This is a genomic window from Halobellus salinus (assembly GCF_014646875.1).
In the GTDB taxonomy this organism is placed as follows: domain Archaea; phylum Halobacteriota; class Halobacteria; order Halobacteriales; family Haloferacaceae; genus Haloquadratum; species Haloquadratum salinum.
Genome location: NZ_BMOC01000001.1, coordinates 259,168 through 272,731, shown reverse-complemented (window position 1 = coordinate 272,731; position 13,564 = coordinate 259,168). Strand labels below are relative to the sequence as shown.

Genomic DNA, 13,564 nt, shown 5'->3' with positions numbered 1-13,564 from the left:
GTACCGTTCCCTGTGGCGAAGAGGTTATGCCCGCTGACTGTCTTTCCGTATCTGATTGGATGTCTGTCACTCGTGGTGTTGCTGTCGTGCTCGGGATGCTGCTTGTCATCCACGCGGTGGCGGCGCCAGTCGGTGCAACCGCCCTGGCGGACACTCCCACAACCTTATCCAGTGAGGCTGAGGAACTGATGTCGGTCTCTGCTGGCGCGCTCGCTCAAACCACTTCGGGGAACACGTCAAACACGTCTAACACGTCCAACACGAGTGATCGGCACGTCGGCCCGGACCTGCCAGCAAGCGAGTCAACCGAGACTGTTGTACTGTCGGAATTAGAAGCCCGAATTGGGAGTCGATTAATAAATAGTTCAGACGCGGTTGAGGCTCGCCAGTTCGATGCGGCGGAAGCTGAACTTCAAGGAAATACCGCGGAACTTCTCCGTCAGTATGAACAGGTCGCCGCCGGTAGTGATTCGCCGACGGACGATGAGGTTGCACGCGAACTCAATCTTACTGTACAACAGCAACGAAAGTTAATTGATACAGCGCGGAATGCACGCGCAAACTACAGCGAGTATCAACTCGCACGGGCGAATGGGAACGAATCCCGCGCTCGCGAGATCGCTCGTGACTTGTTACAATCTGCTGCGGAGGGAAACGAGACAGCTGCAGAACTTGCAGAACGCTACGAGAAATTAGGGAACTCGACGGATATTAACACGACTGAGCTGAAAAGAAATCTGAACAGAGCACAAGACCGGTTAACCGAGCTTCAAGAAACTGTTCGCAATGAAACGTTCGTCAGTACAAACCTTACTGTCAACACGACAGCATCAGCGTCAACAAGTACAAACCTTACTGTCAACACGACAGCGGCAGCATCAACAAGTACAAATCTCACCGTCAACGCGACAGCGGTAGCGTCTCCAACACGTCCCCTTCGTGTTCACGGGCAGTTATCAGCGAACACGACAGGACTCCCGAATGGGACGATCGAACTCGTACTCGGAGATCAAGTCGTGCAGACGACACTGGAGAACGCGACGTTCAACGCGTCGCTTCGACCAATCACGGTCGCACCCGGGAACCGCACGGCAACGGTGCGGTTCGTACCTGCACCAACCTCAAAATACGAATCAGTCCGTCACCAGATCGATGTTCGTGTTTCCGCTGTAACTCCGAGCGTCACTATCCACTCCGCAACGCGCAGCGCACAGTTCAACGACACGGTCGTCGTTCACGGGCACGTCTCCGCCAACAACACGTCGTTAGCAGCTGTCCCTGTGCAAGTCACGATTGACGAGACCCGAATCGGAACTGTCCGAACGAATAGCACCGGCGAGTTCACTGTACGTAAGCGGTTCCCGGCATCGATTCCAAACGGGACACGGACCATCACCGTGGCCGTCTCCCAAATGAACACGTCAGTGCGACAAACGACGCACGAACAATCGCTTCACGTTGACCCGACACCGACGCAGTTGACTCTCACTACCACACAGCAGAACCAGACAGTCGTTACCGTCAGTGGGCGTCTCACAACGACGACCGGGACAGCACTCCCTGACCGCCCGGTTGCACTTTCCGTTGGAGACAGTGCCTCCGTGACCGTGCGAACCGACGAGGACGGTCGAATCAACGCCACACTGTCTCTCCCTACAGGCCTTGATTCGTCGTCACTCCCGTTCGTCTCGACGCAACTCACCGTGACCGGACAGTATGCGGCCTCTGGCACGAACCTCCAGTCGATAACCCAGACAGCAACACTCACTTACACGCCGCCGCCGTCCCAATCACTTCGCCATACCGGATACGCGGGACTCGCTGTACTGGTTCTCAGCGGTGCGGTCGTTGCGTGGCGGCGACGTGCAGCGACCCCCGACGCGCTGAACTCTGATAGTTCTGCAACGACGAATTCTGACTCCGCAATCACTGCTGATGTTTTGACTGATTTGTCACCATCAGCGATACTTGACCGCGCTCGAACAGCACAAACCGATGGTCGAACCACTGCTGCCGTGCGACTCAGCTATGTTGCGTTACGGCACGAATACGTCGACACGTTCGATCTGAACCCCGCGTTAACACACTGGGAGCTGTACCGGACACTCGACACCGAATTAGACCCTTCCGCTCACGAGTTCCTGTATGAGTTGACAGCAGCGTACGAACGAGCGACGTACACCGAACGACCAGAACCCCTTCCGGACAGCGACATCGAGACGATTCTCACCCGACTCGAAGACCAGATCGACTGACACCGATTCGAGTGTGCCCCGGTTCTCTGATGGCGAAACACGTCCGATCTTATTGCCGCACTGTGATCCACAGGTGTACTTCCCGGTACGCGTTGTCTGTTGACGGATCAGCTGGTGGTGCCCCGCGGTACAGCAGGTACGTTAACCGGATGTTGTCCCCAGTCAGTGTCGGTGCGACAGTGTGTTGCCGCTGCCACGTTTCGTTATCAGCCACCTGCGGTTGGAACCGGCGGAGCTGCTGCTCAGCGCGTATGGTTGTTGAATTGTTTTCGACGACAGCATCCTGAGCAAGCACCACGACGGTGTACGACACGGACTCGTGTTCGTGGTTCCCGATCCCAACGGTCAACGTCTGGTTTTCCCCAGCGACGAACTCGTCCGGGTAGTTATCAGCGACGAGGTCTCCATCGTCGGTTTCAGTGAGCAGGTAAAACTCGGTGAACGCTTCCCCTTGTTTCGGAACGGCGACAGCGTACCCGACACTCGCTGTCGCAAGCAAAATACTGCACACCATCAGCACGTTCAGTGCAGCGTCACTCCGACTGTCGGGCTCAAACAGTTCGCTGCGTGCTGCGTACAGCCACTGACGGTACGGCACCCGGAACCGCGTGTCCGGCGGTACTGCGCGTCGCCGTCGAGCGGCAACGTACGTTGCTGCAACGATAAACCCGGTGAGACTCACAACAATCGGGATGAGGCGAATCCCCCACGGCGTGAAATTCAACACGAGCCCGATGAGCGGTACGATAGCGATACTCGTCCCGAACGACAACGCAACGCGTTCGATCCCGTCGATTCCCCCGCGCTCCGCCGCAATCGCCGCTGCGGTCTCTGACACCGATTGCTCCGCAGATGCTGTGGCTGAACGCTCAGCAGTAGTCGTCTCGTCGTCCCCGTCCGTGCTGCTTCCGGCTTCCGGGAACAACGCGGCGATGAACACGTACCCGGGAATAAACAGCATCACCGGCAACGCGAACAGCACTCGGATCGGGGACTGATTGATTACAGGGACAAAAATTGACGCGACGGCGAGCGCGACGATGCCGAGGACGAACGCAAGGTCCGCTGGAAGCTGCCGCACCGTCGCTTCCAGGCCCTCGTCCCGACCCGCCCCCTGTGCCATAACCCGAAGCAGTCACCTGACAAGTATAAACTCCGCGCTCTCCGCTCAGGGCCGCGGTACCCCTGTACGAGACGTATCAATGCGTTCTTCCTAGTGTCGTCCCGGTCTGTTGCCGATACGTATTTTCCGGGAGGAGCGTACTTAGGTACCAAGGTGGGTGTCTGTTTCACGGGTTGGGGAACGAATCACCCATCATATCGCGTTTGCGAATTGATCAGCATTTCAAATGACGAACGTATTTTATATATAAGCAAAGTAGTGGGAAATAGGTGATCTAAAATGGGAAAGACATCGTTGAAAGCCGACAGCGGGGAAGAAATCACCCTCAGAGTGGATGATCGGGGACGGGTAACACTTCCAAAAGCGGTTCGGGACCGATTAGGAATCGAATCGAACGATACCATTCCTGCAACCCTTGTTGGATCGGTTCTTGAACTCAACCCCAAACCGAGCTCGAAATTAGAGACGGCAACAGCCAACCGGGAGAGTTGGGAGAACACGACACCAACCGATGCCGGAGAAACGCTCTTTGGGTCGATTGATCAGGAGTGACAAGCTTTCTATGACACCCCCACCCTACTCAAGACCAATTCGGGAGTGTCGTGGCGGCGTCGAAGTACGCGCGGATGTGTTGATGGAACGGGTCAGGCGGCGACTGAAAGACCTGTAGTGTGTCGTGCTGCTCGTCGGTGGTTACCTCTCCCTCAGAAACCTCAACAACGTGCCCGTTTGCGAGGTAGTGTTTACTCTCAACACCATCAACATCAGAAGTCCCGTAGAAATGCTCGAACGCACCAAGTGATTCGATGATCGTCACCGACACGCCGAGTTCGTCGGCTGCTACGCGATGAACCGCTTCTCGCCGCGTTTCGCCTTTCTGCACTCGACCGCCAGGAACGAACCAGTAGCCTTTCGCCGGGGCATTCGTCCGCTTTCCCAATACCACTCCATCGTCGTGCTTGACGAGCAAATCAACGGATACGATCGGCACGTTCGCTACAATCGTCGCCCAGTCTTCCGGTGGAATCCAGTGGTCGGACATACGCGTTCTCACACGTCACGATACATTACCGTGGCGAGTCAGGGATTCAGCATAATACAAGGTGGAGCCTCCGACCTCAAGGAGCGAGGTAAGCGAGCGAGTAGGTCGGAGAGGAAACCGATGAAAAATGACGCAACTACAGGACAATTGCCACCCGACTCCCGAGAGTATAAGTACCGTTAGATAATAATCTGAAATATGGAGGTGCGTCGAACCGCACCAGTCAAACTCATCGTTCCTGATGAGCGGCGCGACGATCTCCACGAATCCGCGCGACAGTTCCTCTACTGCGCTAACCGTGCCGCAGACTACTGTTGGGATGAATCCTCCTACACGGAGTGCGTCACTGCGAATACGACAGCGCGTGACGCGCTCTATGTAGAACTGCGGGAGGAAACTGATCTCACCGCAAACCTCGTCCAAGAAGCCATCCGACGCGCCGTCCAAGCAACGAAAGGCGTTGTTGAACGGTGGAAGCAGGGGAAGCGTGTGAGCCAACCGGAGTTCACGTCGTGGAGTATGCTTTACGACAAGCGGAGTGCAACGTTTTACCGGAACAAAATCTCACTTTCCACAGTCAATGGTCGTGTCGAGTGTGAGTACGAACTCCCATCGGACAGTCCGACGCCGTACGAACAGTACGTACTGTCCGAAGACTACGAGTTCCGAGCAAGTACACTCCAATACGACACGGTGACCGACGAGTTCTACGTCCACATCACCACACGGAAAGCCGGTTCTGGCGGGGGAGACGACGTTGAGGGTTCGGCAGACACCGGGCACCAAACAGTCCTCGGTATCGACCTCGGCGTGAACAACCTCGCCGTCTCTTCAACGGGACGCTTCTGGCAGGGAGACGACTACGACCATTGGTGCCGTGAGTTCGAGAAGCGACGGGGGGAGATGCAACAGCGCGGCACGCAGGCCGCACACAACGCTCTGCTTCGCCTTGGAAAGCGTGAAGAAGCGTGGCGAAAACAGTACATTCACACGGTTGCGAACGAGATCGTTTCGGAAGCCGTCGAACACGATTGCGATGTGATCGTGTTTGAGGATTTAACCGACATCCGTGAGCGGCTTCCGCAGGCGAAATGGCATCACGTTTGGGCGTTCCGACGGCTGTTCGAGTACGTCTCCTATAAGGCACCAGAACGGGGTATTTCCGTGGAGCAAGTCGAGCCGAACCACACGTCCCTACGGTGTTCTCGGACGGACTGTGGATTCACGCACGAATCAAATCGTGATGGGGAACAGTTCTGTTGTGTGAAGTGTGGTTACGAAGTGAACGCGGATTACAACGCTGCGAAGAACATTGGCGTGCGGTACGCCCGGAAGCGACAACACAAACTCCGTTCCTCGCCCACGTCGGGGGGTGGAGACGCACCAGTAGACGTGCGTATAAATGGTGGGACGGTGAACGGCGAGAGTCACCAGCCTATTGCTGGCGACTGATTGCCGGGAGTCCACATCAAAGCCCCATCCTCAAGAACTGAGGCGCGCGTATGCGCCGAAGGAGTAGGGTGGGGTAGTTTACAGCTGGTCTCCGTCCACGATTTGACATCTCATCGTCGAATTCCCGGCAATATAAACCGTAGTAGCATCCTGTGTTGATACGATGCCGCCGACGCCGCATCGGTTTGTCCAGTATGTGCTTGCCTGGATGTTGACGGCGCTGTTCGGGTTGACGCTGTTGGATGCGCTCACGTTAGAGGTGTTTTTCGTCACGTCGCTCATCGGGCTCTTGGTCGTGACTGAGTTGATGACGCCGGTGAATATGCGTCCAGCGTGGCACCGACGGTTACGGTGGGTGATCGTCGGAGGACTCGCCGTCTTCGGCTATATCGTCCTGCGGCGGATCCTAGAGTTGCTCCCCGTTGAGTTTACGTTCAGTTTCTAAGTAGGATGGGATAACACGCTTGTCACAGTGGTTTTTATAATCTTACACCTGATCTGCCGTGAAATCTGGCCTGCGAATGGAGCGGAAAAATCTCTGAATCTCTGGTGTTATGTAGACCAAAGACAGACTGGAAAACCCGACTGACTGCGTAGGCTGTCCTAACTACGGCAAGCCATTCTGCGCGTTCACCAAGTTCTCATCCCCATTCTCGACCGCTGTCCACCACGTCTTCAGTACAGCAATTGTGACAAGTTTCGGTGGTTGTTCAATCCCGATACAGGATTGGGTGTGTGCGTCGAGATTGCGCGGCGGATGAAAATGATGTACTGGCTTATTGGTGGGTTCATTCGCCGCCTCGCGCCCAAACCTGAATTCCAATCCTTCCTCCCGATAGTGGTACTTGTAGTCCCCATTTTCCCACCACTGAATATCGAAATACCCACCTCGCTCGTGGATTCCGGGGGTGACAGTGACTCGTGCCGCTCTGAGATCTTCTCCGTCCCGTTGTGTGAACGGGTGACCGTTCTGATACCGGAATCGGACGTTGACAACTCCGTTACCGAGTTGTTGGCGCATCTGCTCCACGCTCTCATCAATCGCTTCCGAATCGATTGGAGAGCCGTCCCCCAGCCCCATTACTGGAGCGGGGGCTGATTCCCCGTTTGTCTGGCTCCCGATTTAGTTATGGAGTATGTCTGTTCTTTCGCCTCTTTGAGGCGGTAGGCCGCTCTGAGGTGGCTGAGTTCCCGTTCGGCTGTCCGCCAGTGGGAGATGTCGTCGAGTTCATTCTGGTTGAGTTCCCTGTCTGAAATCAGGAGTTCCTCTGGGCCGGGTGCGTCATATTTGGCGTTGTACTCTGCGAGTTCTTGTTTTACTCGCTGGATTTGATCGACAAGCGTGTTGCTACCGGCGAGTTGCCTGATCTGTTTGAGAAGGTGCCACTCTGGGTCTCGATCGTACAGCTTTCCAGAGTTAGTCTGATGACTTCGAACGAGACCTTCTTCAGCAAGCTTGTTGAGCGTGGTTCTGGCTTTTGTTTCTGAGACTAGCGCTGTCTCTGCGATGTCGCCCGCAGATTTCGGAATCGTTGTGCTGTTGATCACCGTGCGAATTCGTTCGTCCGCAGTGGTGTTTTGTTTCCATTCTGCGGCTGCGAAGTCATCGATGTCCGCAAAGTCATCGTCATCCACAGTGAACGGGTCAATATCATCCACGGTTACCGGTTCGTCCGGTAGGTCCGCTTCGGTAGGGAACTCGTCGGGCCCGTCAGGAGCTGCTGGCTCACCGGTCATACACTATGCTTCTGCCTAGACACAGATATATTTTACTAGCACACATATCTGTGTGGTGGGTCTTTAGATTGAGGCACTTCAGATTTCACAGAGATTCGTAGTAAGGTTCACGCATCTTAGAGAAACTACATTTCAGGTACACATCTACCGAGATGAGGTGTGCAGAGTGGTACTTGAAACTCCTGTTCTGAGAGATGTCTGTATAGTGTGGGAACGTATTCGATGACACCCTCGGTCAGTTTCGGAGGGCGTCCAATGGTCGTACGTGTGCCATCCGCCAACTCGCTAGTACCCCGCTCAGGAGGCTCATCACGACGGCGACACCGAACCCGAGTGCGTACACGCGCGGTTGGAGTCGGACAACACCGTCGAACCCGGTGACGGCGACAGCAACCGTGTTCAACGCGTCGGCCAGCGGGATCGTCGCTGCGAGGCCGATCCCGGTGCCGAGGAGCCCGACGATGAGCGCTTGTGTGAACACGGTCCCGGCGATTGTTGTTGTTGAGCTGCCGAGCGCTTTCAACGCGGCGTACTCGGGGCGTTGCTGGTACACCATCGAGAACAAGATGTTCAGTGTTAACGCGAGCCCGGCGAGGACGGCGAGCACGATGAGGCTCACGCCGCCAGCGAGCACGACAGCTTGCCGTTCCAACGTCGCCTGTAACTGTTCCCGATTGGTTCGCACGTCTAACTCGGGGTATGCCTCCTGTAGCCTGGATTCGAGCTGTGCCGGGGATGTCCCGTCTGTCGTCGTAATGGCGATGATCGTTGCCGGGTCGGTCGCCGTTTTCCCAGTGATTTCTTGCAGTTCACTGAGCGGCAGCGTCACAGTTGGGGCGCCGAGGAATTGACTCCCGGTGCTGGAGATCCCGACGATTTCGAATTCGTTGGCGCGGGCGGTTGCTAACGTCCCGCCCACGTAGATCGTGTCGCCGACTTCAACGTTCAGCAGTTCGGCTGTACGCGGATCGATGAGGAGTTCGTGGGTCATCGGGCCGTCGTACGTCCCATCGGCGTAGTGACTGTCGTTCGCAAACCCGCGGCCTTCCGAGACGGCGACACCGTTACTACTCGGTAGCCCCATCGCTGCGAGTCGTTGGAAGTCGTCGCCAGTCCGGCTCACGTACACGGTTTGGAATAACAACGGGCCAACCGTGGCAACCCCCTCGCGTTGTTGGAGTTCCGCAGTTGTCTCGTGTGCGTCGTACACGGAGTTTTGAATCCCACCGACTTGTGTCGGCGCGAACTGTACCGGCCCGCCAGTGATCCACAGGTCACGCCCGGCGTTATCGAACTGTTCTTGCCCGGTTTGTACGACACCGATCCCGGTCCCGGCAAGCAACGTCGTTGAGAGGACCGCTAGTGTCACGCCAAGCACTGCTAGGACGGTTCGCGTTCGGTCGTGCCGGAGTTGCGCGACGGCAAGCCCTACGACAGCGGGGAGCCGCCGAGGGGTCATCGGCGGATCACCGCCAACGGGTCAGTGCGGTGTGACAACCAGATCGGGTACGGCGTCGCAAGCAGCCCGATGAGCAGTGCGACACCGAGCCCGTACACGAGAAGGCCCGGTTCGAACACTGCTAGGGACTCGACGCCGAACACTGACGTAGCGAGTCGATTGACAGCAACGATCCCGACTGCACCGAGTCCCACGCCGACCACGCCACCGACGACAGCGAGCGTCACCGTTTCCGCTGCAACCAGGACTGCGAGTGACCGGCTCGAATACCCGAGTGCCGTCAACGTCCCGAGTGTTTGCCGGTCGTTCGTGATTTCAAGCCCCATCATCGTCGCTGTGAACAACACCCCGACGACCAGCGAAATCAACAACGCCGCCACTCCCATCGCTGCCGGGAGACTTGACGTCGACACCTGCTGCGTAGCGATCCCGGACCGCGTCACAACCACCGTGTTCGGGTACACACCTTCGAGTCGCTGCTGTACCCCGGGCGAATTCGTACTTACGAGTAGTTGATCAGCTGCATCACCACCTGTTGCGCCGGTCACTTGTTGTAACTCGCTTAAATGCACAAGCGCGACAGGCGTCACCCCGACCCCAGTCGTGAACTGCTCGTCGGACACACCAACAACCGAGAAATTCCGATCAGTACCGCGCGGCGCGACGACACTCCCGGATGTCACGTTCAATATGTTCGCCGCCGCTGGGTTCACCACGACTTCGCCAGTCCACGTCCCGTTATACTGCCCGTCAGCGTAATACGGGTCGCCTGGTGTGAGTCGCGCGGTCGGTAACCCAGCGATCGTCGGTGTCGCGTTACGCGGCGGGACAACCCCGAGGAACAACACGTACTGCGGGCCGTCCGCCGACGGGACCGGCACCACTTGCAACAGGACCGGTGTCGCATACGACACTCGCTCATCACGACTCAACTCGGCAGCCAGACGGTGCGTATCCCCGAGTTTCGGGCCGTCGGTAGACACAGCAATCGTGTCGACGCTGCCGCCTTCCGGCACAACCCAGTAATCAACGTTCTCGCTTTGCACCGCGCTCTGTGATGCTAACCCGACGGCAACCCCGGACACCGTCGTCATCAACATAATCGCCACCGCAACCCCAGTCACGCTGAACAGTAACCGCGTCGACTCCCGCGTCGACAGCTTCCCGAGCAACCGACGAACACCGAGGCCAAGCACCGCCACCACGCGACGAACACGGGCACGCACACCCATCACCCCTCAACCGTAGTGACGCGGCCATCCCGCAGCCGCAGCAACCGTGTCGTTCGATCCAACGCTTGCTGATCGTGCGAGGCGACGACGACCGCCCGGTCCGTTGCCACCTCCGCTAACAGATTCAACACTTGCGCTCCGGTCTCTGTATCGAGCTCACCCGTCGGTTCATCCGCAATCACCAGCGCTGGATCCGTCGCCAACGCGCGCGCCACCGCCACGCGTTGCTGCTCACCACCACTTAACTCGCCAGGCTTGTGCTGGACCCGATCACCTAACCCGACTTGCTCAAGCAACGCTTCAGCTCTCCGTCGACGCTCACGTTTCGACCGTCCTGTTTCGATGAGCGGCGCTGCGACGTTCCCTCGTGCCGACAACGACGGCAGCAAATGGAAATGCTGGAACACAATCCCGACGTTCGCCAGTCGTAACCGCGTCCGGCGACGCGACGACACACTACTCGTCTCCACACCAGCGAGCGTCACGGTTCCCGATGTCGGCGTGTCAAGCCCGGCAAGCAAGTGCAGTAACGTCGATTTCCCACTCCCGCTCGGCCCCGCCAACCCAACCAGTTCCCCCGGCGTAATCGCCACCGACACGTCAGCAACAGCCGTTACCGTCTCCGCAGCCGCATCCCCTCGCGTGAACCACCCGCTACTCCCCCCGCGCGTGAACGTCCGCGTCACACCCACGCACTCAACCACAGGCTGCACGTCACTCTGCGGCGCAGACAAGACAGAGGAGGGAGACTCATTCGAACCAGGGACCATATTCGATACGCTGATACAAATGTCACCCCGATATATGTTTCCACCTCTTCCTATACTGAACGGATTTCCTAAGGGTGATTCTCCCCAGCACGTTGAGCACGGGTGAACTCCGGGAGATCCACCACGACGAGAACAAGTCCAAGCACGAGACCGGTAATCGTTGCTGGCGACGCACTGTACGCTCCGCTGATCGGGTCGACGTAGAACACACCTGACATCCCCCAGATCGTTCCGATGATTGCTGCCCAACAAACCAGTCCGACAGCGATCCCGACAGCACGGCGTGGTGACGGCGGGTAGCCGTCAACGACATCCGACGCCGCTACGGCAGCGTGCTCAGCGCGAACACGAGCTTGTGTCCAGGCGCTGACCGGCTCCGCCGCAACAGGTGACTCGTGCGTCGGGCCATCCGTCGCACTGTCATCCGCGTCATCGTCAGCAGCCTGTAGTTCCGCCCGGAGCTCGTCGGTGTAGTCGTCAAGTGCCCGCTGCACCATCTCGTCGCGCTCCTCCTCACGCGCGTCTTCCATCTCTTTGAGATCGCGTACCAGTTCATCCCCGAACACGGCAGCGAAGAGTGATCGGGCGAAGTGCCGGAAGTGATCACGCTCGGCCTTCCCTGTCAGGTAGTGCTTGTCGATAATCTCAGCCGACGACACGCCCTGTTCCTCAGCGATGATCTCAAGCTTATTCAGCCACGCTAGCCGGGCCTCACTGTAATGCTCATACCAGAACGAACGGAAGTGCTTCGATGTCGGTTGTTCACCGTCCGGGAAGGTGATTCCGGCACGCTCCACAATCTCACCGATCGTATTACTCACCCACCCAGACCCCCGAGACCCGTCTTGGGACTTCTTGCTCGGAAACAGCCATTTTCCATCCCAATGCTCCGTCTCTTTGAGTTCGTCCACCCATTTCTCCAGTACTTCGACACCCGCCATAATCGGGACAGTCGCCGCACCGGTCTTCCGATCCTCATCAAACACGATGTACGGGTCGGCCCGGTCAAGACGCAGATCTGCGACCGTGGTGTCAGTCGGTTCGGTTCGCCGCGTCCCGGATAACGAGAGGACTACGACGAGAGCCTTTTCTTCAAGCGATTCGGTCGCACGCCAGCACTCTCGGATCTGCTTCGCTACCATCCTGTGCTCGGGTGACTCTCGCTCATACGTGTACCCCATCTTATCACGCAACTCGCCAACCTTGTGACTCTCAATCTCTTCTTTAAACGAGAGGTACTCCGCAAACCGCTCCAAACTGCGCGTGTAATTCGACGCTGCACCCTGTGACTCCAGATGCGTATTGAGTGCCCTGAACAACTGTAGCAGCTTATTTGCCTCCACTGACGGGTCCGAACGGAGGATACTCACAAGATCGGTGGTCCCCAACGCTTCGTAGGCGACCTTGACTAAGGTTCGGACGTGCGTGCGAGCATCTTGCACACGGGAGTCACCCCAATTCTTGAACACATCTTGTTCAACATCAAGCCACTCCTCCACGAGTCGGCGTGCCTCGGCATCCTCAATCCCGAGCGGTTTCGACGAGCGTGAGTCGAACCCGCAAATATCGATCAGTACGTCCTGGACCGTCATATCGTTTCGACGAGCAAATCCTTCGATACCGCTATACCCGTTCTCACGGAGCCACTGCCTCGTCGGACACTTGTCAGGATTTAACCCCTGCGCCCGACGCTCCTCCCGCATTTTCGCCGGTATCCTCGTCTGTAATTTCTCTTTTGTCCATTTCATACACCTAATTTCTTTATGGTTACGTAAATAAACTACCCCTCATAACGGATCGTGTTGGTCATCTTATTGTTTGGTTTTCGTTGTGGATTTGTAGATCCTCAATTCTGCTGCCGTACGGCGATTATGTGATTAGCAGACAAAGCCCATCGCTATTCGATTACACAAACCGCACCACAAAGGCGGTACGCAAGCGACGAAAGACGTACGTCTTTCGTCCGCCCCACAAGGATTGATTCACAACTCACCCGATCACGTATTTGTTAGTATCCACACTCGTCACGAGACATAACCGAAACGACGTACCCCGCCACAAGTCGGCTAAAACCAGTGTTTGACTCTCCGTACCTTTTGAGGATCAGCGTAGTGAACGACCGTATATGGTCCCGCAACCACAGCCCGCCCCTCCACACCCTGACCGACGCTCACCTGAGCACGCCCCGACGAGTGACGCCCACTCACGAAACTCGTCGTCGCCCCGGACAGACTCGCCCGCGGAACTGCCCTCCCCGTCGCTCAGCGACGTGCTTCAGTTCGGTATCCACGTGACAGTGTACATTATGTTACTCACGGTCCTTACTCTCATCCGCGCGGTCCGGCATATCATTCCGTAGTGAGGCACGCATCCCCCTTCCCACACAGCGAGCAAACTACCAGACCAATATGACGCACTTGGAATGAACGAGCCGTACTCCGTCTCAACGGATCCGTACCGACTCCTCAGAGGTCGTACTCGGCAATTTCCTCAC

General features: G+C 57.2%; 12 protein-coding genes. 4 read left to right on the top strand and 8 right to left on the bottom strand.

What is annotated here, in order from left to right; translation table 11 throughout:
• Positions 1–26 precede the first annotated feature (26 nt).
• On the top strand, positions 27–2,255 hold the full coding sequence (locus IEX72_RS01365) for a tetratricopeptide repeat protein (protein WP_229663695.1): 2,229 nt from the start codon (positions 27–29) through the stop codon (positions 2,253–2,255).
• 49 nt (positions 2,256–2,304) lie between these two features.
• Here the strand turns inward: IEX72_RS01365 and IEX72_RS01360 are convergent, their stop codons facing one another.
• Complete coding sequence (locus IEX72_RS01360) at positions 2,305–3,378, bottom strand: DUF1616 domain-containing protein (protein WP_188785583.1); 1,074 nt, start codon at positions 3,376–3,378, stop codon at positions 2,305–2,307.
• A 279-nt stretch (positions 3,379–3,657) separates the two neighbouring features.
• Here IEX72_RS01360 and IEX72_RS01355 point away from each other — a divergent pair, with 279 nt between their 5' ends.
• On the top strand, positions 3,658–3,930 hold the full coding sequence (locus IEX72_RS01355; protein WP_188785582.1) for an AbrB/MazE/SpoVT family DNA-binding domain-containing protein: 273 nt from the start codon (positions 3,658–3,660) through the stop codon (positions 3,928–3,930).
• Positions 3,931–3,958: 28 nt separating this feature from the next.
• Here the strand turns inward: IEX72_RS01355 and IEX72_RS01350 are convergent, their stop codons facing one another.
• Complete coding sequence (locus IEX72_RS01350; RefSeq protein ID WP_188785581.1) at positions 3,959–4,420, bottom strand: GDP-mannose mannosyl hydrolase; 462 nt, start codon at positions 4,418–4,420, stop codon at positions 3,959–3,961.
• Positions 4,421–4,618: 198 nt separating this feature from the next.
• Here IEX72_RS01350 and IEX72_RS01345 point away from each other — a divergent pair, with 198 nt between their 5' ends.
• Both IEX72_RS01345 and IEX72_RS01340 read left to right on the top strand, forming a co-directional pair.
• Positions 4,619–5,872 carry an RNA-guided endonuclease InsQ/TnpB family protein gene (locus IEX72_RS01345; protein WP_188785580.1) on the top strand — a complete coding sequence of 418 codons (1,254 nt, stop codon included), beginning with the start codon at positions 4,619–4,621 and terminating at the stop codon, positions 5,870–5,872.
• Between the two features lie 163 nt (positions 5,873–6,035).
• The gene (locus IEX72_RS01340) at positions 6,036–6,317 is read left to right on the top strand and encodes a hypothetical protein (protein ID WP_188785579.1); all 282 of its coding nucleotides are present in this window, start codon (positions 6,036–6,038) and stop codon (positions 6,315–6,317) included.
• A 162-nt stretch (positions 6,318–6,479) separates the two neighbouring features.
• On the opposite strand, the gene IEX72_RS01335 is transcribed toward IEX72_RS01340, so the two are convergent.
• The 6 genes from IEX72_RS01335 to IEX72_RS01310 all read right to left on the bottom strand — a co-directional run bounded on the left by IEX72_RS01335 (position 6,480) and on the right by IEX72_RS01310 (position 12,818).
• Positions 6,480–6,953, bottom strand: coding sequence for a hypothetical protein (locus IEX72_RS01335; protein WP_188785578.1), 474 nt, complete (start codon positions 6,951–6,953; stop codon positions 6,480–6,482).
• Positions 6,953–7,609, bottom strand: coding sequence for a winged helix-turn-helix domain-containing protein (locus IEX72_RS01330; RefSeq protein ID WP_188785577.1), 657 nt, complete (start codon positions 7,607–7,609; stop codon positions 6,953–6,955). The genes IEX72_RS01335 and IEX72_RS01330 overlap by 1 nt, the downstream gene beginning before the upstream one ends.
• Positions 7,610–7,844: 235 nt before the next feature.
• Positions 7,845–9,068, bottom strand: a complete 1,224-nt coding sequence (locus IEX72_RS01325) for an ABC transporter permease (RefSeq protein WP_188785576.1) — start codon at positions 9,066–9,068, stop codon at positions 7,845–7,847.
• Complete coding sequence (locus IEX72_RS01320; protein WP_229663694.1) at positions 9,065–10,294, bottom strand: ABC transporter permease; 1,230 nt, start codon at positions 10,292–10,294, stop codon at positions 9,065–9,067. The genes IEX72_RS01325 and IEX72_RS01320 overlap by 4 nt, the downstream gene beginning before the upstream one ends.
• A 5-nt stretch (positions 10,295–10,299) precedes the next feature.
• A complete protein-coding gene (locus tag IEX72_RS01315; protein WP_188785574.1) occupies positions 10,300–11,070 on the bottom strand; it encodes an ABC transporter ATP-binding protein in 771 nt (256 codons plus the stop codon).
• Positions 11,071–11,138: 68 nt separating this feature from the next.
• The gene (locus tag IEX72_RS01310) at positions 11,139–12,818 is read right to left on the bottom strand and encodes a site-specific integrase (protein ID WP_188785573.1); all 1,680 of its coding nucleotides are present in this window, start codon (positions 12,816–12,818) and stop codon (positions 11,139–11,141) included.
• Between the last annotated feature and the right edge of the window lie 746 nt (positions 12,819–13,564).